Source organism: Proteus sp. STS61-E (assembly GCF_040932335.1).
GTDB lineage: Bacteria > Pseudomonadota > Gammaproteobacteria > Enterobacterales > Enterobacteriaceae > Proteus > Proteus mirabilis_B.
Genome location: NZ_JBFQGE010000001.1, coordinates 923,203 through 944,517, shown reverse-complemented (window position 1 = coordinate 944,517; position 21,315 = coordinate 923,203). Strand labels below are relative to the sequence as shown.

The window sequence follows — 21,315 nt, the reverse complement described above, 5'->3', positions numbered from 1 at the left end:
ATGCTTTCTTTAAAGGGCGAAAGGTTGAGCCAATCTTTATTGGAGATCTTCGATATATTAGCAAAAAAAGGAATATAGGACGCAATATTGGGAATTTTAAGCTATTACAAAGTGATTCGAGGTAGAAAGTAAAAGGAGGGGGAAACGATAAAATAAAACACCCGCAAGCAGGTGTTTTACCATGTAATGTCAGGTAGCTACGATTTATTCGTCGAAGTACCAATATCCTTGATTGATAAATTCTGTTAATTCTGCAACAAAGGCTGAGTTCATCAGAGCTTCACCAAGTTCATCTGCTCCAACTTCCGTAAATTGGCACAGTGCATTTGCTCCCTTCGTTTCTTTGGTAGTCCAAGCCTCTGTATTCACAAAGAAATTATCTTCAATGCGTAGGACTCGCAGTCCGCTCAATCGGATCAATTTTTCACCATCATTCAGTGCATTCAATACTTCTTCTGGCTGATATGGCGGTTCAGCGGGAGCGATATCCAACTCATGACGTGGCGTAGTTGCAAAACGACCTAACCATTGTTCAAAATCATCGGGCTTGTTGATCATTTCAATCATCATGGCACGCAGGCGTTCAACTTCATGAGCTTCCATTCTTCCTGCATTGTCGCGTACAGTCAGGTTAGGATCGCTATAATTTATCCCGCCCAGATCTTGCTCCAGTGCGTAGTCTGCAAAACTACTCAGCAAATCACGGCCATTAGGTCCGCGAAAGCCGACAGAATAGTTCATGGTATCTTCGAAGGTGAAGCCATCGTGTGGGAATCCCGGCGGAATATACAGAATATCTCCCGGCGCCATTTCCACATCAATAATTGGCTCAAATGGATCAACATGCAGTAATGCTGGGTGCGGGCAGAACTGGCGCATTGGCAGGGCATCACCGACACGCCAGCGACGACGTCCCATTCCTTGAATGATAAAAACATCATAGTTATCAATATGTGGCCCAACACCGCCTCCGGGTACTGAATAGGAGATCATCAGATCATCAAGGCGCCATTCAGGTAATACACGGAACGGTTTCACTAACTCAGCTGACGGCATATGCCAATGGTTGACAGCCTGTACCAGTAGTGACCATCCTTCTTCGCCTAATCCGCTATAGTCTTCAAACGGACCATGACTTGCCTGCCATTTGTTGTCAGTTAAGCTGACAAGACGGCTGTCGATTTCCGGCTCCATCGCCAAACCAGCCAGTTCATCTGGTGTGATAGGATCGACAAAATTAGGAAATGCATTTTTCAATACAACAGGTTTTTTTTGCCAGTATTTTTCTAAAAATTCAGGCCAGTTAAGATTCAATTTGTTAACCATGTGACCACATCTGTGTAAATAAATAAGTGGGTAATTATAGAAGTAATACACGGCAATATTTTTGTTTGGCGTCAAATGCCAGTCAATAACATGGATAGGAATAATATCTACGATGGGAGTTTGATATGGAAAATGGCAATATAAAGGGAGATTGGGGAGGGGATTTTACTTCTCTCACAGAGATTTTAATGCTTATCTAGCTTCAATACTTAGAGAAAACGCTTATAAAAATAAGAAGATATAACCAATTGATTTAAAAGTATTAAAACAAGGCTCGTTATTTTTAATTTTGTGATTTTCTTCTTTTTCTTATTTATTATAAAGTTAATAGAGTCTAGTTTATTTCTTATTAACTCTTGCCATATTTAATCGATATTTCTACGGAGCGCTAGCCATAATATGTCTTTATACTTAGAAGAAAAAATAGAACTAATCGAAAGTTACATTAAAGATCCATCCGATAATAACTTCTATGACACATTTTCGGATCGTTACGACATTATTATGGTCGTTGATTGGAGAGAGATGGATGAAGACATCATTAGCTATTGTGAGCAAATAATAAATACAAAAAGCTTATCTGTAGAATTAGATGATTGTGATAATAAACAAGGATTTACTTTAACGATTTATTATAAAGATAAATCGCTGATTGTACCTTATCAAGGCGATGGTGCTGATCGTGATACCACATTATTAGCGCTAAATGAGATTTTACAGCCTGATTATGAGATCCGTTTTTGTGTTGAATCTAACGGTAGCGATACACTTGTTTTTATGCCATTACCGAAATTACTTTGGCAACAACTAGAAGATAAATATCCAGATCAAGTAGCGAAATTATTTGAAAAATTCGCATCAAACTCTGAGTTTTTTGGTTGTTAATATTAAAGTAAAGTATTTTTAATTTCTGAACATAAAGAGTAAGTACGGATACCAGACAAGAAGAAAAGGTGGCTCGGAGGTAATTTATGGCAACGCTAAATATAAAAGCGACTTTTCAGTGTGATATTGAAACATTATGGCGAGTGATTACATCGACAGAAAATTATCAATGGCGAAGTGATTTACGCAGTATTGAAGTGATAAATGATCATAAATTTATTGAACACACCAAAGATGGTTATTCGACCATCTTTACGGTAACAGCTAAAGTACCATATCAACGATGGGAGTTTGATATGGAAAATGAAAACATCAAAGGCCATTGGATGGGTGTTTTTACTTCTGATAATGGAATTACTGAAATCGACTTTACAGAAGTCGTGATATCCAAAAAGATATTCTTAAAACCTTTAGTAAAGTGGTATCTGAAGAAAAGACAAAAAACCTATATTCAAGACCTAGAAAAAGCATTGGCGAATAAGCCTTAAGTTAAGAATGTATCAACATAATCAACCAGCCTAAAACAGAGATTTCAGTGCCTATCCGTATTTAGATACCAAGGTTCGCATAATGTATATTATGTTAAATGAAGTATATAACCAACAACTTGATAATACGGAGCCTTTTCCTAGTATGTAGCAGCCCTATTAATACTCATTAACTCTCGATAATGAGCTATCATTAAAAGAATAAGTTTCAAGTATGTATTATAAATGCCGAAATAAAGAATATTTATTTAAGTGTGATCGTGTTATCACCTTACTAGTCGGATTCGTTTAATTCTATTATAAATGCTCTAAAAACTGCAAAAATCACGCCAGTGTCAGTTCTTTCCTATATTCGCTCTAATTACCCTGCTTTACGCTAACATTATATTTAATGTGAAAATAAATATTTGTAAACGGAAATTAAGTATTTTTATTTATACTATGCGAGGATGAATATGAGAATTGTACTTTCTTTAATATTGAGTTCAGTACTCTTGCTCTCTGGTTGTTCTGCCTTCCTTTTTAGCCTAGGCAGCAATCCAGAAATGACACTGAGTAATATTAAATTGATGGAAAATACAACAAAACTGCGAGTGCCAGCTATACCACCAGGAACAAAAGATGGTGAATATTTACGTTATTATCCTGGGGGACAAATTAAATATAAGTCATGGGTAACTAAAGGCTGTTATGATCGTTACGTTAATGCTTATTATGAAAATGGTAAGCTACAAATGATCATACCACTGAAGAATTGTGAAGTTAACGGTGTGGTGAAAAGTTATCAGACTAATGGTAATATATACAGTGAAATAGCTATGCGTAATGGCTTACCGTATGGTGCCTTCAGATATTATCATAATACACCTAAAAATAATGTTAATTTGCAGGGACATATAGAGAATGGCGCACTTATTGGTGTCATAACTCAATATGATGAAAACGGAAAAGTTATTAATAAAGGTCAAGTGTTAGATGGTAAGGTTAAAATCTTAAAATAACCTGATGTGAATTACCGGCTTTTGTTATTTATGAAAGCCGGTTTTTATTTTATTTTTCAAATACGTTTTATCTCTTTTCTATATTAAAGTATTGAGCCAACGCTTTATAACCTTTCTCGCTGATAGTCACTTCTCTATATCCTTGATGTCGTGTTAACCACGCTTGCGTTTCTGCGTAATTAAGAAAAACAGCACCAATTTGTCCGCCTAAATGAAAACGACGTTCACTCCAATCTAAACATGGGCAGCAAATATTACGAGGATGCTTTGCTTGAAATTCAATTCCCATATTTTTAAATCGCTCAAGACCTAGCGCTGTAATCGCACGACCGTCCTCAGTTATCCATTTTTGCTGACAAAGTGAATGGTAAATATCAACAGCAACCTCACCTGCTAAATGATTATAACAAGTTCGTGCCTTCCTTAAGTTTTTGGGTGTTGTGATTTTAGCTTGCGAAATATGGTCGGTTGAAAAGCTCATTAAATTTTCAATCACGTTGGCAATTTCATCGTTAGCTAATCGGAAATAACGGTATTTACCTTGGGATATGACAGAAATAAGGCGACTACTGAGTAGCTTTGATAAATGGCTACTTGCGGTAGAGGCAGAAATATCAGCCACAATACCCAGCTCAGTGGCTGTCCACGCCCTTCCATCCATTAATGCACAGAGTATTTTGACTCTGGAAATATCAGATATTGCTGCACCCACAGCAGCTATTGCTGACTCTACAGTATGTTGATATTCCGATTTCATCTCTGATTTAGCCATTTAAAAATTAAGCCCTTTGATAGCATGTCATTAATGGGGAAATAACGTTATTGTAGCAAGTTATCGAGCTTATTTAATTACAGACTTTCTGCATCAAATGAATATTCACGCGCCAAAGAAGCAATGCTAATTTTGTAAAAATCGAAAATAGACTCTCGACCTTCTTGTTGCGCACTTTTATGTAAAATATTTTTCTTCCATTGCAAAACAGCTTCTTCATTTTCCCACCAAGAAAGTGATAATAATTTTCCTTCGGTTGATAAACTTTGAAACCGCTCTATTGAAATAAATCCCTCAACATCTGTTAGTAATGGCTTTAAATCAGCTGCTAAAGATAAATAACGATCCTGTTTTCCTGATTTAATTTTGACTTCAAATATCACGGCAATCATTAGTGCTCTCCTTTAATTGGGTGATAGTGAGTGTATTAATAAAAAAGGTAAAACACTTCGATAATCATTGAAATGAGCGCAATTATCTATTTTAAAAGCAAACTTAGTGTATTTATTCGCCCATTATTCCAATCAAAATGCACTAAACGCCCTGTTTTATCGAAAAAATACCATTGATTAAATTCACTTCGGTATTGAGGCGCTAAGTTTGTTGGCCATTTAAGTTCAAAGGTGCAGTGATTTTGATTGTTATATAAACGAAACACCGTTAGCTCATCTTCTTGCCAATAAATTAACGTGGCTGTTCTTTTTATTAAATGAAGTGAATGTTGTTCTTCAATAGATTGAGTATTAGGTAGTTGTAAGCGTTGCGTATAGTGAGCGTTAGCGGAGGTTAACACGCACTTATCATGCTTTACGCCATAGTATGAGTTAGACATAAGATCATATTTTAATTCCTCATTTAAATGATGAGGTAGGCTTTCTCGTTGAGTTAACCGACGTTCAGGTAAAACATATGACCAGCGCTCTTTCGGTTCACTATTAATTAGCCAATGTTCATCGTCATTGTGGCGAAGGATCTCGATAACATCGCCATTCAAGGCATCTACATTCCAAACAATTTTAAAGTCACTTTTAGTATCAACAACCTGTACCGTATTATTAATGGCAATAGTCCAAAAAATACCATCAAAAATACGAGTAAAAACAGTGCATTTCAATGTACCAAGTTCTTGAATGGACTGCGTTGTAATTGCTAATGAATTAATTTGGAAATAATCGCCTCTTGGTGCTAATAATAAAGCGCTTTGGTGATTTTCTGCGATAACAATATGATAAGTTGGCGTTAAATTATGCCAAAGTTTTTTCCCGGCTTTATCGGTTAATAACACCCCAGATTCACCCAGCGCGATAAGATATCGGTGATCATTTAAGGCAACCACATCATAAATAGCGTAAAGCCCTTGTTCTGGAATAGCTGCCGAAATAAAGTGATTTTGTGCATCTAAGGCATAACGCTTAGCCTCTGGAATATCACTATAAGGCATATCTGTTTTTAATAGTTTATTGGTACTTTTATGAATAAGTTGGCTAATTTCTTTTTTTTCTAGCACAGAATTCGCACTATATTGATCAACAATAATGGGTCGAATAAGTTGATTAATTAGTTGTTCTGTGAATTTAGTCTGCTTAGGTAGTGCTAATAGCTCTCTTACTAAAATGGCGCGTTGAATAGTTGCAAGTGGATCGTTACATACTTTTTTAATATCATCTTGATATAAATGAAAAGTGTCAGGTAATAAAAATATTGATTTTACAAGACTACGTAGGCTTAATTCTCCACCAGCTTGATAGGCAATTTCTAACCAATGTTTGGCTTTATTACGACTTATTTCATTGTTTAATTGCCAGATAATATCGATAGCTTGTAAATAATCTTCACAGTCAACCAGATATTCAGCCCACTCTTCACGCATTTTATCTGCAATATCAGGATGTTTTTCTTGTAACTGTAATACGACGTAGGAAAAAGCATTGTGTAGGCGAGCATAAATAACAGCAGAATCAATATCGCCCGCTAAGCAATATAAACGAATAATACGATCAGGTCGCATTCCCCACATACGTGCCAGTTCTGCTGCGTGTTGATAGCGTTGAAAGCTTTCTAAATAACTCAGTGCTTCTTCTTTTTCTTGTAACAATTCAGCGAGAACAAACAGTGCTTCTTCATTACAACCAGCTTTATCTAGCTTTATAAATTGTTGGCGATAAAGTTGTTTTAAATAATTTTGCAGTTCATCCCCAAGATAAAGACTTTTATGCCCTTGTTGATCGGCTGATATTTCCAGTTTATTTCGCCCTTTTAATCTCCCTAAATAAGGTGAAGGCGTTGTTTCTTGGTTTTCTTGATATTGACTAAGCGGAATACCATGACGCAACGCTTGATCGACATTACCATCTTCAAACATTTTCATCATTTTATTAATATAATCCGCTTGTTGCTTACTCATCATAGAGGCTAATCCGCTTTTAATTGAAAGCTTATTTAGCCAATGCTGCCACGGTGATAATTGAGATATCGTTTTAGATGAAGAGTGTATAGTTTCACGATTTTGGGGCGTCAGAAATTTATTAATGATTTTCTGAGTCAGTGATAATGACGCTTTTGCATGAGGTGCTTGTGTTTGAGATGACGACGAAGCGTTTTCAAATACAGTTTTTATAAATTGCTTTTGTTGATCTGCCGCCGGTGGAATATTGTCACCAATAATTGTTCTAATATTTTTCTCTTCTGACAATGCTTGAGGTTTTATCTCATATAGACTGGCGTAGTTATCAGTTTCTTCAAAATGAATTTCTTTAATATCAAGATAATCAGCAAGTGATAGAGGTTCAGCTTGTGAAAATAGAAGCGTTGTTACAACACCACTACGAACTAAAGCAAAATCTGCATAAGGCAGTTTTTTTATCTCATCATTATCTAGAGGTGCTGTGCTATAAAGGCGACCGTAACGAATTAAAGGCCATCCCTCAATAGATGAGCAATTCACCGTTTTATTTTCAGTAAAACAGAGAACATCCCCTTGTTCGAATCGATAAATACGACAATTAGCTTGCCAATATTTTATTAAATAAGTCAGCCGTTGAGTCTCGTTAAACCAGTCATTCGGTAGCCATAAACCTTCAATTTGACGATATCCCAATAACATTGGATGACGAATATAATCGTTATGCATTTTGGGTGTCACCTTCTTGTTCAATGGTATACAGATTTAGGCGTAATTGTTTTTGGTATACATCATAAACAACGACTTGAGCGTGATCCGTTAATGCAGCAAATAGGCCTTTAGATGGGCTAAATGAGTAACGCGTAAACGGATTATCTGCACGATATAAGATTTCTATCTCGCCTTTTGAATAACTGGCAATGTTTCGTTTGTTAGGGCTGATCATCAAAATATTTAAGGTGGTTAAATCTTTTTCTATAGAGCCATCGAGTGTTGGATAAAAAAGCCCTATTCCTTGCCATCCTTGAGGTAAATCTATTTGATAGCCATAAACCTCATCAATTTCCATATTATAAACATGCCAATTTTGTCTATTTGCGCCTAATGAAATGGCACAAGAGATTGATTTAGAGCCATTGGTATATTTATGGTGATAGGCAAATAATACAGCTCTTTGATAGGAAATAAATTGAGTAAAATAGAGTCGATGTTGGTATTTCTTTTGAGAAAAGTTTGCACCCGTGACCATTTGGACCAATTCACTACTGTCATTGAGATAAATATACACAAGTAAGTTGTCTGCTATTTTCTCTATGCCAAGGACTTTCTCTTCAACGATTTTAAAGCCGTTTTTTTCTTCAGCATAAACATTGGATGAGAAAGCGACTAGCCGTCTTGCTCTATCATGAACAAATAAGCTGGAATATTCCTTATTCGATAAATAAGCACTGGCAAGAGTATTACCCCGTCCAATACCTGCTGAAAACTCTTCATCAGAAGGTCGAGGTATATAAGAGAGTTTGGGTAATTGCCAAAAGTAGAGGCCATTGTTATTGGAAAGTAATGCGCCTACCTTTTTTCCGTGACACTGTAACGCTAAAATAGCATAACCATCAGGATATATTTGGTATACAAACGGCTTTTTAAGCAGGCTGTCTTGATTCGATCTATTGAGCGGTGGAATTTTAATAACCACTAACCCAGGTTTACCTAATAAAGTGACCCCCACCGCGCTACCATGAAATGAGATAACGGGTGAAAACATCAGTGATATTTTGTGTTCATGTTGATGCGTATTTTGCGCTGACGACGGTCTTAATTGCCCTTTTAATATTTGTGAACTTAGTGCTCTAGGCGGTGTTGGCAAGACGATATGGCGTTGAAAATGAGGCGTGCGAATTTTGACATCAATCGTTTTATTGAAACAATCATCTGCCGTTAATTCGATATGATGGCTTGATGCAATCTGTTTCAATATAAGTTGTTTCAATATAGGTTGTTGATGAGCGCCTGTAACTAACCAAATCTCACCGTTTTGCACATCAAGATCTTCTGCAATAACGTTTTGCCAATGCGCGATATTTTCTTTTAAAACAGGCGAATAAGTTCGTCGTGTCAATAATTCGCGTAGATCATTTATGGTGTTTAACGGCATTAATGGAATGATTGATTGCAACGTTCCCCACATTAATGTGCAACCCGCTTTTTCTGCCCGTTGCGCCAATATAATAAGCATTGCAATATGCACTAAGCGACATTCACCCAGTTGCGAAATACCGGTATCAAAAAGCACAGTGATCTGATTTAAAGATTGTTGAGATTTATAGTTTGGTGCCAAAAAGAGATGTTCTGCATTAATGGCACGCCTCATAAATTCATCAGGTACTTCATCAGCCATTAACCATTCACTAAGTAACAGGTTTTGATAATTTCCTTTACGCTGTATTTGCCCTATACCATCTTGTTCAGGTAAACCACCGAGTTGTTTTCCCTGTACAGGACCTAATACACGACTCAGACGTTGTAATAGATCAGAAAAGGCAGGAATTAATTCGGGATCTAACCAGCTAAGCCAAGTTTGCCAAGGTTGTAGCGCTTCGGGTAACGAGGTGGATTGTGTTGTGGGTAATGACATGATGATAAACCGATCCTTGTATCACATTATATTTCACTCAAAACACAATTGGGTGAGTGTATCCCGTAGCCTTGGTGTTAACGTCCACTGATTATCTAAAGGGATCACCGTTTGAGGTGATGGTAAAAGTAATAGTGGTTGGCGCTTAAAATGCTGCACTAAGGCTTGCTCCACCAGCCCATTAGGTAATAAAAGCTGTTGATGTATAGGGAGCCATAATTTTGCTGTTTGAGTAGATGGTGCAATCAGCGTTATATTTTCAGCCCAAGGTAAATCAGCCTTTTTCCCTAACACAATAAGCCGATGTTGACTAGTGATCACCTTTAACCGTTGTTGCTGAACATCAGGCAAATGAATAATGCGCTCAATAAGCTGTTTAGCCGTTATACCTGTTGCAAATACCCCTTGTGGTTTAGGGGGCGTTGCATTAGGTTGCCAAGTCAGTGGGAATGTTAGGCTCATAATAAGTGACTAAACTGTATCGCTAACTGTGTGCGTAATATAGCAAGCTCTTCACTTAACATCTCTGTCGAGAAGTTAGCATCTATTTCTCGTAACGTCAGTTCAATATCCGCTTTAGATACAGGCTCTGCATTTAGAACATCTGTTGCTCTTTCAATTAAGCGATTCATACGAGATTGAGGTTGTAATGTCGCCTCTTCTACGGAACTGAATAGTCGAGAATTCATTGAAAGTGAGAGTTCTTGTCGTAAGATTTCGCGTCCTTGTTGCTGAGTATCTTCAGTAGGCAGTACATACAGTAAAGGCCAGAGATCTTGCTCTGTCGCAATCTCTCGATTATTAAGAACAGTCGCAGCAGCAATAAGACGCTGAACACGAACAATACGTCTATCTGAAAGCGTGATCCCTGCATTTCTTAATGAGCGCACGGCATTAGCAAGTAACGGTCTAACTTGTGTTAAATCGACATTTTTAACCGCAAGGTGTAATTCATCCAATTGAGCAATATCGAGCTGAGCTGAAAGTTGAGTCAGGCTTGAAGCCCATCCGCCTTCGAGCATAGCTTCTAATTGGTGATCGGGTACAGGATCAATAAAAAGATGAATAAGAAAGCGATCAGAGAATGCAGCAAGGTTAGGATCATCAGGCAAGCTATTAGCAGCACCAATACACACTTTTAATGGGCTAATAATATCGGTATGACCACGTTTAAATCGACGCTCATTTAAAATACCCAATAAGGTATTTAAAATTGCAGTCGAACCCAGAAAAACCTCATCAAGAAAAACAATATCCGCTTCAGGTAACATTCCTGTGATATCGGTTTCGACTTTACCTTCTTTTAGTTTTTTGAGATCAACGGCACCAAATAACTCTGAAGGTTCGGTAAAACGCCCCAAAAGGTATTCAAAATAACGCCCGCCCAATGTTTGAGAAATTCTGCGGACAACGGCACTTTTCGCTGTACCTGGAGGGCCGATAACAAGCAAATGTTCATGAGCAACTGCGGCTAAAACAACCAGTTCAGCAAGCTGCTCGCGTCCAATCATACCTTGTGTTGAGTGTTGTATTGCTTTGCGAATATTATCGATAATTCCATTTATATTTGATGTCATATGTTTACGCACAAATTAAGAGTTTAACGGCGAGATACCTGCATTATGTAAGTTTTTATTTTCTGACTCAACTCCTCAATTAATGGAAAGTATTAATTTTATTAACGCTCTTTTCTTCTTTCTGTTGCAATATCAAATGCCAAACTTCTTAAATTAGGTGAATGATTTATTAATGCGCGATGTGTTGATGCTTGGCTAATAAAGGCAAAGCTTTCGCCCCAAGGATGTTGATAGCGATCACGTACAATAGGCGCACGCCAATATTGTAATAACCCCTCTAAAGGAAGGTGGTCGTCACCGACTGTTAATGTTTGAGCCGCTAATTGCGGAAACTCACGTTTAATATCTTTGGCTTGTAAATACCAGCGATCTCTACCATAAATGGCGGCTTTTAACGTGATATTGTTATCACTCAAATACCATACTTGTGGCACAGTTTGTTCATCTGCGTTAATTCCTGAAACCGCATCAGTAAAGCGTTTAGCGCATTGTAGGTTCTGTGCTAATGCCTCCCTTACTCGCAGATTCTGTGCTGAACTGATTGAGGTTTTATAAGGGCCTAAGCGATAGTGCTCCCAACATGCTTCATCATAGATATCAAAATCACTTAACGCTCTGCCGTAGCTATCTATTACCACAGGATCAGGTGGCAATAATTGGTATACAAAAGGACAGCCACAAACATCATCAGAGGAAAACCCATAAAGATAGCGGCTTCCTGCGTAATAACCCGTTTCCATCATGGATAATGCTTGAAATGTACCGTGCCAAGGTGGACCAAAAGCGTACCATTTAGCCACTAATGCTCTATTTTCTGGCGTGGTATGGCGTAACCAATAGCGTATTGCGAGATTAGATGCAGATTGTGCAATAAAAATAAAAGGCTGGTTCTCACCAAAAATAGTTTTCAGCCGATTAACTTCTCTATCAATAGCATCCACCAGCAATCGATGATCAGCTCGCCAGTCATGGGCAAGGAAAAACAGATCTTGCCCTTCGCGATAACCTAATGCTGTTTCAAGCACATCTTTAAGCTCTTGAGTGACAAGTGTGCTCACTAAATAAGGAACAATCGAAAATGCGTGCAATTGCTCGGTGGCTAATACGCGAGGTGAATGCTGAGCGTTGGGATGTTCATATTCATAATCACTTTTTGTAAAAACACTACGATGATCACCCCAAATAAAGGCCTGTTTTTGTCTATCAAAAAGCTTAGTTCCTAAAATTCCTGGTAAATAAATAATAGGAAGATTCGGTATTTTATCATCTAGTTTCGCTTTACGAATTTGAGCCGCAATAAGCTGAGCACGTATTAATGACCATCCTCTATTAAGTGGCATATTTTTAGCGTCCTTTTAATGGAATAAGCGTGATCGGCACATTTTCGCTACCAAGATGCGTTTTTTCGGCTTCAGTAACAGGAAAATGAGCGCGATCGTAAACCTCAAACAGCTGGCAAGGTTCATTTTGGTGATGATAAAGACGAATACCCTCTGCTTTAGGGCTACTTTTCGACAACATAAAGCGATGACAACTATTGGTGCTTATTGGACCAACAGGCTCTCCCTGTCGAGTGATAAATTGATAATAAATTGGCGAGTCATTTTTTTGTTCAATATGACATGCCTGAACAGGACCACGGAAAGGATGTGTAATACAGATAAAATCATCAGGGATATGTTCTGATAATTTGTCGGTGTTAGATCCAGCCCAAGGTAAAATAATGGAAGGCTGAAAATGACAGCGAGGACACTGCCCATTTTCTAAGTGAGATTGTGCAATTAACCCACTGCGTTTCACTAACAAGGTGTGACACTCTGGGCAATAAGAGTTTGCGCTGTCTGTATCAAACACATTCCCCACATAAACATAGCGCATACCTTCATTTAAGGCTTGCTGACGAGCTTGTTCAAGAAAAGGAATCGATGTACGTTCAACGTGGCGATATTGGTAATCAGGATGGAAACGAACATAGTGCAACGGAATATCTGCATCGAGATACTTAAGCATCCAATCCGTGACTTTCTTCGCTTCTTCCAGTGAGTCATTACGTCCTGTCACACATAAGTTAGAGACTTCAAGGTGCGGGCTATTTGTCGATTTACGCGCATCATAAACTTGTTTAATACCATCAAGAACAGGCTGTAATCGCCCTCCTGTATGTTTACGATAAAAACTATCTTGCATTGATTTTAATGAAATACTAAAGATATCCATTACACCTAGTAATTCATCAATCCCTTTTTCGCTGATATAAAACGCACTTTTATAGAGATTTTTTAAGCCATGTTCACGGGCGAGTTTCGCCGTATCCATAACAAATTCATGCCAAACAATCGGATCGTTATAAGTCCACGATAAAACACGGATATTATGTTTTAACGCATAATTGACCACATCTTCAGGACTGTAATAAGCGACGTTACTATCTTGCACATAACGAGCTTGGCTTGTACTCCAATTTTGGCAAAAATCACAACGTAACATACAGCCAATATTACCTAACGATAAAATACGTTCACCGGGTGCATAATGGTAAACCGCTTCGGTTTCTATCGATTCTTGTGTCATAGGCACCGATTTACCGTAGTTTAGCGTCACTAAACTGCCATTTTCATTGCGTCTTAACTTACAAGTACCTGTACGACCTAAGTTAATTTTACATGCTCGCGGGCAAAGCTCACACTGAATGCGATCGTTTGAAATAGGATGCCATAGGCGTGCAGGATGCCCTGTTTGTTGCCATAGCTTCATTCTTGCCATGTGTCATTCCTTTTTATCATTACAATGATGGTTATTTTCACAAAGAGGCAAAACGGTTTTTTGTCGGGTTCCTGTTTGCCAATATTCCAATACATGACGCAGTTTCCAGTAAAAAGGATTTCCCTTTGCTGGGGTGTTGATTAAATAGTGGCATTCGCCTTGCGGGGTTAAATGGGCGATCAATTTAAAACCGGGACCAAAGGTATAAGGCTTAGTTTTAATGGTGTCGCTATTACCTATCTGGGATTGCGTTAAGAAATCAGCATTCTGCCTTGTGGCATGAATGGTTTCTCGATTACCGCCTTGATAAGGATAACGACCAGTTAATAGACGATTAAGCCACAATGGTTTTTTGATACTATGCTGAAATTCAACGTAAGGACGTTCCATTTTCTGACTGGCAATTAATGCGCTGGCATAGGTTTCACGAATTAATGTAGAAATCGCATCTTGTTCAAACTGCCAATCTTGAAGATGGTGTTGCAGAATATTGAGAATGCTCCAGCGACAACTTGGCCAGAAATCCGTATACAGTGCGCGTGATCCTCTTTTTAGCACCTTTCCTAAGACTCTATCTGTAAGATGCTGTATCCATACATCAAAAAGCCGTGATGCATTGAGTTGTTGAGTATCACAATCCCATTGAGAAAGCATTTTATCTTCAGGTATATAAGGTAATAAAAAAGCGAGCGCTTTTTGAGCAAACAGATCTTTTTTATCATCTTGCATCTGACGAAAAGTTTCAAAAGTATGCTTTTGAGTTTGCTGAATAAGTTGCTCAATACGTAAAGCCCTTGTTGGTGGATGCCAACGATTAGATAACGCCGGTTTCCCATCAAAGAGCGAGGTACTGTATTGATTAGCGTAAAGGACATACCCGCGCTCAGGATTATATTCGGCGGGTAAATCATCGAAAGGAACATAACCTTGCCACTGATGTAATGGCTCCGTCAAACTGAGCACTAAGCTGCCTAATTCGCTATGGCGCTTAGGAATATATCCCATACTTTGTAAGCCAATATCGCCGTGAATATCTGCATATCCCACCATCATTGGGGAATTTTTCACATGTCTTAAGGCTTCTCTAAATGATGTCCAGTTATGGCATTTTGCGAGCTGATAAAAAGTAATATCGCCACTTGGATTATCTAATGCCGGCCAGCGTAAAAATAAACCATAGCCGGCTTTTTCAGACATTAATCGACCTTGTGAATAATCATAAGTCACAAAAGTATGTTGACGTTTTGAGGTTAAGCCAATGGTGTGAGTCCTTTTTGTTAATGGCTCCCATCCTTGTGTGGTTTCGACCTTTTCGTTTTCTAAATCAATGCGTCCCCAATATAAATCTTGGTTATCCGCCATAATGCCGACCATTCCCCAAGCTGCATGAGTATTGCGTCCCACAATAATGCCCGGTGAACCGGGAAAATGTGACCCCATCACACTTAAGCCTTCTTTACTCTCTAAACGGCATAACAGATTAAAACTTGGGTTAACATGCCCCATATGGGGATCGGCAGCTAACATCGGTTTGCCAGATGCAGTAAGCGAACCATTGACAGCAATTACGTTAGAGCCGGTATCTGGCGATGCTAAACCTAAGTGTTGTAAGCCTTTTAATCCCTCTTTAAACGCTGCAATGACCTCTGGATAATATTCACCCTGTTCATCTAAAGGAAATGGTGGGATTTGCTCTCCCTCAAGGCTAAAGGTAGATAAAAGTTGCTGATGTTGAGATGGTGTCAGTCGATTAGCTAAACGAGTGTGAAATAATTCATATTGCCATGCTGAATTAATAAAATATTTCAGTTGCCCTAACAGATAGCTGTCTGTTGTGGTAAATAATTCAGGCTTGTAACGTAGTAATAAACACTCTATTGGGCGAATTTTTAGATCTTTTATAGCTTGGTTAATACCTGCAATATACGCGGTAATATGTTGAAATTGAGTCGCTTGCCAGCTATCTGGCGATGCATTTTTATCGTCAAGCTCTGCCATTTTTGCGAGTTCAACCAAGCCTAGCCGACGTTGGAAAATATCTGTTCTAAGCGCACCGTTTCCCATCACTTCACTTAAGCGACCGCTCGCGACTCGACGTGATAAATCAAGTTGCCACAAACGTAAATAGGCTGCGCCATAACCTTGCCCATAAAAAACCGCATTATCTGTATCACCTTTGATACTTAGCAGTTGCTCTGTTTCTAGTGACAATGTCACGTTTCCCCATTGCGAAGTGAGCGTCCTTGGCTTCATTTGGGCTCCTTATTCATCAATGTGTATTGGTTAGCAATACTTTGGGCATAATCCTTAAAGTCATTTAATGGTTCACCTGCTGTCCATCCTAATAGCTGTTCTGCTTTAGAAGATGAATAGGTATAAGTGCTTCCATCCATAATACGTAGTGCTTCACAAGAAAGTGGCATGGAGAAACCGAGCAAGGCGAGCTTATCCATCAACCATGCTAAAGGTCTTAAACTACTGCGATTTTTTATCGGTAATGGCGCAGTTTTTTGTATTTCGCTGAGTAGTGTGAAAATTTCAGGCATAGAGAAAACATCACCAGTAAACAGCACTGTTTCTTGAGATTTATCTAAGGCAAGTAAGCGTAATAAGCCATCACATAATTTCTCTACATGGCAGAGTTGAAAAGTACTGTTTGTACTGACTTGAAACGGAATTTTTTTATTGAAAAAAGCAGATAACGTTTGTGCCAAAACGCTATTGTCACCTTGACCAAATACACCACCACAAATTGCAATTTTAATCGGCATTCCTTGTTGCTGGTGGCGTTCGACTAATACGTGGGCAACTTGCTTTGTTTCTTCATAATAACTGCGAAAATAGCCATTATGGCGATGAGTTTCATCAAGCAATACCCCTTGCGTTTCGCCTAATGCAGCGGTGGTACTGGTATATAAAATCTGAGGAATTTGCGCTCTTTTGGCTTCATTTAGCAAATTCAATGTGCCAGTGACATTGGTTTGATACATCTTTTGATGTTCAGAACGACTAGGTGCAACTCCCACTCGATAATCAGCAGCTAAATGAATAATAATATCTTGCCCAATAAGTGCTTCACGATATGTATCAGGTTGGAGTAAATCCCCTTTTATCACTTTTACATCCGCTGGCAATACAGGGCGATTAGGATAAATTTTATGGGGATCACGACACAATACCGTTAATTCATCGCCAAGCTCTGCAAGCTTAGGTAATAAATAAGAGCCTATAAATCCATTCGCACCAGTGATAAATATTTTCCGTTTATTCAATGTGATTACCCTTCCTGATTAATAAAAAACACCAGTGTGGCTAACATAAAAAAGCCATCATGCGTTGCAGTCATTGGGCGAGAATGCATCGAGCCAATTGGACAATAGCGAGTGAAGTTATATTGTTGTGGTGAAATTGACGAAAGTGAGCCGTGATAGCCCAATGTTTGTAAGCGTGCAAACCACTGCTTTTGAGCTAACTGCAAATGATGCGCTACGGAACCGACGATCAATTGAAAACCAATATTAAGCCAATATTGAGGTGCAAATTGAGTGTGGTAAGTGATCCCCCAGCCTGAATTTGCATCATAAAGTGTGGGTTTTTCATTATTGAGTAAGTCACGAGACAATGAATATTCGTGTACTTGTGCCATTTGTTGAAGCTTTACTGTTTCTGGCAATGGAGATAATGAAGGTAATGCAATAGAAAGTTGCTGATAAAGCTGTTGGGCGCAGTTTTCATTCTCTAATAAGATAAAACGGGGTGAGCTACAAACTTGCTGTCTAAATAAACAAACATCTTTTAAAATAAGGGAAATATCAGGCAATGAATGACCTAAAATAGCCATTGCACTTATTTTTGGCCCTAACTCAATTAATTTAATTTGTGCTGGCACTACCTTGCGATAATGCTGAATAAGCGCATCACTCCCCGCCAATAAAATAGCTTCAACTCCGTTAAGAACAAGCTCATCATTTTGATTTTCACTCGACCAATCAAGAATTTCACACTCATTTTCATTTAAACCTAAATAAGCACGTAAAAGATAAAGCCATTGAGTGGATAATCGCGCTTTTATTCGGATAGGACTACCAATTAAATAGCCCGCAAGTAGTGCTTCTAATGTACCTAGGGGATCTTTTTCTGATACCACAATTAATAGTTTATTCGGTGCTCGCCAGCATTTGCCCCCCAATTCATTAGCCACTTTTTGCTCTAATATGTCGCTATAAGCCCACTGTGTTAAACGGCTAAGGCAGAATGCTTGCGTCAAGGGATCATCAGAGAATAGCCAATTCTCATTAAGGCAGTGTATTAAACACTGTTTAATGTTTGCTAAACGAACGTGTATTGCTTCTGTCATTTTACCTGCGCCGCACAAGTGCCCTCTGGTGAAGTCGCTCTGCCGATATAGTGAATATAGGGTAATGGATGACCACAAGCGCATTGTGTGCCCCATAAACCTAAGTCTTGGGTTAATAGGCGCTGAGAAGCTAATGAATCAAAAAAAGGATTTTCAAGTTGGATAAAGCCTACTTTCCTTTCTGGTGCTCGATCACCTGTTTCATCAAAAATGGCAAAACGAGAGTAAGCAGGAATGTGGAAATGACCTTCACTGCAACTAATGTAGTGTAAAGGATGCTCTGTCATGCCATAAATATCACGAATATCGACATTGGGAGCATGTAAGGTTTCTTTTAATCCTTGAATAATATCTGGGCGTTCAAGTTGTTTTGTCATCCCTTTCCATCCACCACCTGTTAACCCTTTAATCGGTGATAACAGAGTGAATGCATCAGGACGACTTAAGCATAAATGTTCAAAGAAAAGGGTTAGCCCAAGAATGTAGATAGGCGCAGGATCATTCGCCCAACGTTGCAATGTAGACCATGCTAATTTTGTATCAAACTGACCGTGTTCTGACACAGTAAAAACCAGCTCTTTAATGGGAGCACATTGGGTGAATTTTAAGAAAGCTGTCGCAAAACCAGCATGATCGCCAGATTGAGGATCAGGAGACAACATTAGAAAACGAGCGGGAGTGGTTGATATTAAACCGTTGTGATAGAAAATCTGCGTCATTGCAGTTTCAATGCGCTTTAGGCTGACATCATCAAAGAAAACTTGTGTCTTTCCTTGTTGTCCTGTTCCTGAACTGTTTAGCCAAATACCGTTACGATGTGTGGGTGTGGCTAAATCCATAGTTTTAAATAAATTAACAGGAATAACTGGTTGAGGCATTTTTTGCCATAATGATTGATAGTTAGCATTATTTTGGCGATGCCAGTTATCAGCTTCATTCATAGATGCAGTAAAAAGTGCATCATCAAAACTATCAACAGCATAAGGTTGGGCAAGATTAACTAAATTATCCATCTCATAACGCTGTTCTTCAGACATGTTGTATCCTTACATTGATAAGGGCTATATCAACATAGTCATCAATTATTCTTACTTATTGAATGTAATTATTCTTAAAACAGGAAGGATGTGATTAGATTTCACCATTCTTATGTTTTATATCACATTGTTTTATCTAGATTGAATAATCGCAATCTGACAAATAAGTGTTTCTGCTTAAAAATAAAGAAAACACCTTAAAAATAAAGGTGTTCTCTTTGATGGTTATTATGTGTAGTTCACTATTTTGCGTGAACGTAGCAGAGCTTATCCATTAGCTTTTTACGAACGTCATTTGCAATAAAACTGGCATTAAGAGCATCGATATTGCATTGCTGAAAATCTTTTTCGCTCCAACCAAAAGTATCATGTAATAACTGATACTCTTTATTTAACGAAGTATTGGCAACTGTTCGTGCATCAGTATTAATATTTAATTTAACGCCCTGCTTTTTTAGCTGATTAACGGGGTGTTGGTCTATTTGCTCATAGATATTGCAGATAATATTACAACTTGGGCAAACCTCTAATAATATATTTTGAGATTTAAGCCTGTTAACGACTTTATTATCTTCAATACTTCTAACACCATGACCAATTCGAGTAACATGCAGTTTATCCAATGTTTCAGTAACGCTTTCAGCGCCTTTTGCTTCCCCTGCATGAGCAATTAAATTCCCTCCTGATTTTTTAACATAATCAAAAGCAGCAATATGATTATCTAAAGAAAAACGCGCTTCATCAGCCGCTAAATCAAGTGCAACAACACCTTTATTCAGATATTCGACAACTAATTTGGCGGTTTGTAGACTCTCTAACGCACTAAAATGACGCAATGTGCATAAGATCAATCCTGCTTTAATATCATATTTTTGAGATGCTTCATTCATAGCTGAAATAACAACTTCAACAACGTCTTTATCTGTTAAGCCCTGTTTTGTGTGTAATAACGGGGCAAATCGGATTTCAGCATAAATAACATTGTCTGCTTTCAACTGATAAAATAGATCGTCAACGGCCAGTGTAATTGCGGATTTAGTCTGCAAAATATCAATTTGTGGCGTGACTTTACTTAAAAAATCGCCCAAATCAAAACAGGGTTTATGAGCAACAAATTGCTGATTAAACTTATCAAAGCTTATTGTTGGATCTAGCTGTTTAATATAAAAATAGCTTAAGCAGGTATCTAAATGCACATGAAGCTCGACTTTAGGTAATAAGCTGGGATTGAATGTCATTAATATAGTCTCTAAATATTAGGAATATCATGATAGTAATCACCTCCACCAGCCTAAAAAAGGACATATGTCCTTTTTTGAAAAGTATGCTATTTTCGATAATAAATTGAAGCTTAATTGCGAAAGGAAAATAAAAGTGAAAATAGTTAATGACGAAAAAAAACGTAACGCTTTTATTTTAATGCATCAACTTGATACTTATTTATCTGATGTATTGTTGTCTTCTATGCGATTAATGGAAGTGAAAACGGGAGAATATTTAATAACGCAAAATAGCCAAGCAACACATTTATACTGTCTAGTGGAAGGAAAATTACAGATTGAACGCTATGAAATAAACGGTGAGCATGTGGTTTTTTCTTTTGAACAAGCTTTCTGTGTTATTGGTGATTTAGAACTGTTTTCAGCTAAAGATGAAATGGTGTTTAGCACCGTACAAGCCTTAGTTCCTTCCTATTTATTAGCGTTACCTCTTTCCATTGTCAGACAAAAAGCATTGCAAGATACTAATTTTCTCACCTTTATTTGCCAGCAATTAAGCCAAAAACTTTATCAAACGTCATTAAAACACGCTCAATCACCCTATTCTTCAGAATTTAAATTACGTCGATATTTATTTTTTAAAGCACAACAAGAAGGACTCTCTTTTCAATTAGAAAAAAGAGACTCATTAGCGGCAATGCTTGGGATCTCAACCAGACAATTAAACCGCGCTTTAGCGCATTTAGTCAGTATTAAGGCGATTAAACTAAAGAGTAAATCGATAACGGTGTTGGACTGTGAATGTTTGTCTCGTATTGATAACTCTATCGAATAAATTGTAGATGAGTGATAT

At 38.0% G+C, this 21,315-nt stretch carries 18 protein-coding genes; 4 read left to right on the top strand and 14 right to left on the bottom strand.

Going from position 1 to position 21,315, the window contains the following annotated elements:
• Positions 1-204: 204 nt before the first annotated feature.
• On the bottom strand, positions 205-1,326 hold the full coding sequence (locus AB4J89_RS04385; RefSeq protein ID WP_088495649.1) for a cupin domain-containing protein: 1,122 nt from the start codon (positions 1,324-1,326) through the stop codon (positions 205-207).
• Positions 1,327-1,725: 399 nt separating this feature from the next.
• Here AB4J89_RS04385 and AB4J89_RS04380 point away from each other — a divergent pair, with 399 nt between their 5' ends.
• The 3 genes from AB4J89_RS04380 (at position 1,726) to AB4J89_RS04370 (ending at position 3,700) form a co-directional block, all read left to right on the top strand.
• Entirely contained in the window at positions 1,726-2,211 is a 486-nt protein-coding gene (locus AB4J89_RS04380) for a hypothetical protein (protein WP_311754774.1), read from the top strand.
• 86 nt (positions 2,212-2,297) lie between these two features.
• Positions 2,298-2,699, top strand: coding sequence for a hypothetical protein (locus AB4J89_RS04375; RefSeq protein WP_311754775.1), 402 nt, complete (start codon positions 2,298-2,300; stop codon positions 2,697-2,699).
• 455 nt (positions 2,700-3,154) lie between these two features.
• A complete protein-coding gene (locus tag AB4J89_RS04370) occupies positions 3,155-3,700 on the top strand; it encodes a hypothetical protein (RefSeq protein WP_193775165.1) in 546 nt (181 codons plus the stop codon).
• A gap of 67 nt (positions 3,701-3,767) precedes the next feature.
• Here the strand turns inward: AB4J89_RS04370 and AB4J89_RS04365 are convergent, their stop codons facing one another.
• The 13 genes from AB4J89_RS04365 to add form a co-directional block, all read right to left on the bottom strand.
• A complete protein-coding gene (locus tag AB4J89_RS04365) occupies positions 3,768-4,472 on the bottom strand; it encodes an ArsR/SmtB family transcription factor (protein WP_368468254.1) in 705 nt (234 codons plus the stop codon).
• A 77-nt stretch (positions 4,473-4,549) separates the two neighbouring features.
• Positions 4,550-4,864: an antibiotic biosynthesis monooxygenase gene (locus AB4J89_RS04360; RefSeq protein ID WP_368468252.1), complete on the bottom strand. Its 315-nt coding sequence runs from the start codon at positions 4,862-4,864 to the stop codon at positions 4,550-4,552.
• 86 nt (positions 4,865-4,950) lie between these two features.
• Positions 4,951-7,602, bottom strand: a complete 2,652-nt coding sequence (locus AB4J89_RS04355) for a bpX6 domain-containing protein (RefSeq protein WP_368468250.1) — start codon at positions 7,600-7,602, stop codon at positions 4,951-4,953.
• Positions 7,595-9,508, bottom strand: coding sequence for a hypothetical protein (locus AB4J89_RS04350; protein WP_368468248.1), 1,914 nt, complete (start codon positions 9,506-9,508; stop codon positions 7,595-7,597). Before AB4J89_RS04350 ends, AB4J89_RS04355 begins: the two co-directional genes overlap by 8 nt.
• Before the next feature lie 33 nt (positions 9,509-9,541).
• Positions 9,542-9,970 carry a hypothetical protein gene (locus AB4J89_RS04345; protein ID WP_088495641.1) on the bottom strand — a complete coding sequence of 143 codons (429 nt, stop codon included), beginning with the start codon at positions 9,968-9,970 and terminating at the stop codon, positions 9,542-9,544.
• Complete coding sequence (locus AB4J89_RS04340) at positions 9,967-11,085, bottom strand: AAA family ATPase (RefSeq protein WP_368468246.1); 1,119 nt, start codon at positions 11,083-11,085, stop codon at positions 9,967-9,969. The genes AB4J89_RS04345 and AB4J89_RS04340 overlap by 4 nt, the downstream gene beginning before the upstream one ends.
• A 101-nt stretch (positions 11,086-11,186) precedes the next feature.
• On the bottom strand, positions 11,187-12,425 hold the full coding sequence (locus tag AB4J89_RS04335) for a hypothetical protein (RefSeq protein ID WP_368468244.1): 1,239 nt from the start codon (positions 12,423-12,425) through the stop codon (positions 11,187-11,189).
• A gap of 4 nt (positions 12,426-12,429) precedes the next feature.
• The gene (amrS, locus tag AB4J89_RS04330; protein WP_368468242.1) at positions 12,430-13,848 is read right to left on the bottom strand and encodes an AmmeMemoRadiSam system radical SAM enzyme; all 1,419 of its coding nucleotides are present in this window, start codon (positions 13,846-13,848) and stop codon (positions 12,430-12,432) included.
• A 3-nt stretch (positions 13,849-13,851) separates the two neighbouring features.
• Positions 13,852-16,101: a penicillin acylase family protein gene (locus AB4J89_RS04325; protein WP_088495637.1), complete on the bottom strand. Its 2,250-nt coding sequence runs from the start codon at positions 16,099-16,101 to the stop codon at positions 13,852-13,854.
• Positions 16,098-17,120, bottom strand: coding sequence for an NAD-dependent epimerase/dehydratase family protein (locus tag AB4J89_RS04320; RefSeq protein ID WP_368468240.1), 1,023 nt, complete (start codon positions 17,118-17,120; stop codon positions 16,098-16,100). Before AB4J89_RS04320 ends, AB4J89_RS04325 begins: the two co-directional genes overlap by 4 nt.
• Before the next feature lie 5 nt (positions 17,121-17,125).
• On the bottom strand, positions 17,126-18,205 hold the full coding sequence (locus AB4J89_RS04315) for an acyl-CoA reductase (RefSeq protein WP_368468238.1): 1,080 nt from the start codon (positions 18,203-18,205) through the stop codon (positions 17,126-17,128).
• Entirely contained in the window at positions 18,202-19,242 is a 1,041-nt protein-coding gene (locus tag AB4J89_RS04310) for a hypothetical protein (protein WP_368468236.1), read from the bottom strand. Before AB4J89_RS04310 ends, AB4J89_RS04315 begins: the two co-directional genes overlap by 4 nt.
• A gap of 242 nt (positions 19,243-19,484) precedes the next feature.
• On the bottom strand, positions 19,485-20,480 hold the full coding sequence (gene add / locus AB4J89_RS04305) for an adenosine deaminase (protein WP_368468234.1): 996 nt from the start codon (positions 20,478-20,480) through the stop codon (positions 19,485-19,487).
• A 136-nt stretch (positions 20,481-20,616) separates the two neighbouring features.
• Between add and AB4J89_RS04300 the strand changes: the two genes are divergently transcribed.
• The gene (locus tag AB4J89_RS04300; RefSeq protein ID WP_088495632.1) at positions 20,617-21,297 is read left to right on the top strand and encodes a Crp/Fnr family transcriptional regulator; all 681 of its coding nucleotides are present in this window, start codon (positions 20,617-20,619) and stop codon (positions 21,295-21,297) included.
• Positions 21,298-21,315: the final 18 nt, after the last annotated feature.

What these genes read in the sequence shown, in the direction of transcription:
- AB4J89_RS04345 (WP_088495641.1), bottom strand. Translation starts at nt 9,970, where the DNA reads ATGAGCCTAACATTCCCACTGACTTGGCAACCTAATGCAACGCCCCCT.
- amrS (WP_368468242.1), bottom strand. Translation starts at nt 13,848, where the DNA reads ATGGCAAGAATGAAGCTATGGCAACAAACAGGGCATCCTGCACGCCTA.
- AB4J89_RS04370 (WP_193775165.1), top strand. Translation starts at nt 3,155, where the DNA reads ATGAGAATTGTACTTTCTTTAATATTGAGTTCAGTACTCTTGCTCTCT.
- AB4J89_RS04350 (WP_368468248.1), bottom strand. Translation starts at nt 9,508, where the DNA reads ATGTCATTACCCACAACACAATCCACCTCGTTACCCGAAGCGCTACAA.
- AB4J89_RS04385 (WP_088495649.1), bottom strand. Translation starts at nt 1,326, where the DNA reads ATGGTTAACAAATTGAATCTTAACTGGCCTGAATTTTTAGAAAAATAC.
- AB4J89_RS04310 (WP_368468236.1), bottom strand. Translation starts at nt 19,242, where the DNA reads ATGTCTGAAGAACAGCGTTATGAGATGGATAATTTAGTTAATCTTGCC.
- add (WP_368468234.1), bottom strand. Translation starts at nt 20,480, where the DNA reads ATGACATTCAATCCCAGCTTATTACCTAAAGTCGAGCTTCATGTGCAT.
- AB4J89_RS04335 (WP_368468244.1), bottom strand. Translation starts at nt 12,425, where the DNA reads ATGCCACTTAATAGAGGATGGTCATTAATACGTGCTCAGCTTATTGCG.
- AB4J89_RS04380 (WP_311754774.1), top strand. Translation starts at nt 1,726, where the DNA reads ATGTCTTTATACTTAGAAGAAAAAATAGAACTAATCGAAAGTTACATT.
- AB4J89_RS04355 (WP_368468250.1), bottom strand. Translation starts at nt 7,602, where the DNA reads ATGCATAACGATTATATTCGTCATCCAATGTTATTGGGATATCGTCAA.
- AB4J89_RS04375 (WP_311754775.1), top strand. Translation starts at nt 2,298, where the DNA reads ATGGCAACGCTAAATATAAAAGCGACTTTTCAGTGTGATATTGAAACA.
- AB4J89_RS04365 (WP_368468254.1), bottom strand. Translation starts at nt 4,472, where the DNA reads ATGGCTAAATCAGAGATGAAATCGGAATATCAACATACTGTAGAGTCA.
- AB4J89_RS04315 (WP_368468238.1), bottom strand. Translation starts at nt 18,205, where the DNA reads ATGACAGAAGCAATACACGTTCGTTTAGCAAACATTAAACAGTGTTTA.
- AB4J89_RS04325 (WP_088495637.1), bottom strand. Translation starts at nt 16,101, where the DNA reads ATGAAGCCAAGGACGCTCACTTCGCAATGGGGAAACGTGACATTGTCA.
- AB4J89_RS04360 (WP_368468252.1), bottom strand. Translation starts at nt 4,864, where the DNA reads ATGATTGCCGTGATATTTGAAGTCAAAATTAAATCAGGAAAACAGGAT.
- AB4J89_RS04340 (WP_368468246.1), bottom strand. Translation starts at nt 11,085, where the DNA reads ATGACATCAAATATAAATGGAATTATCGATAATATTCGCAAAGCAATA.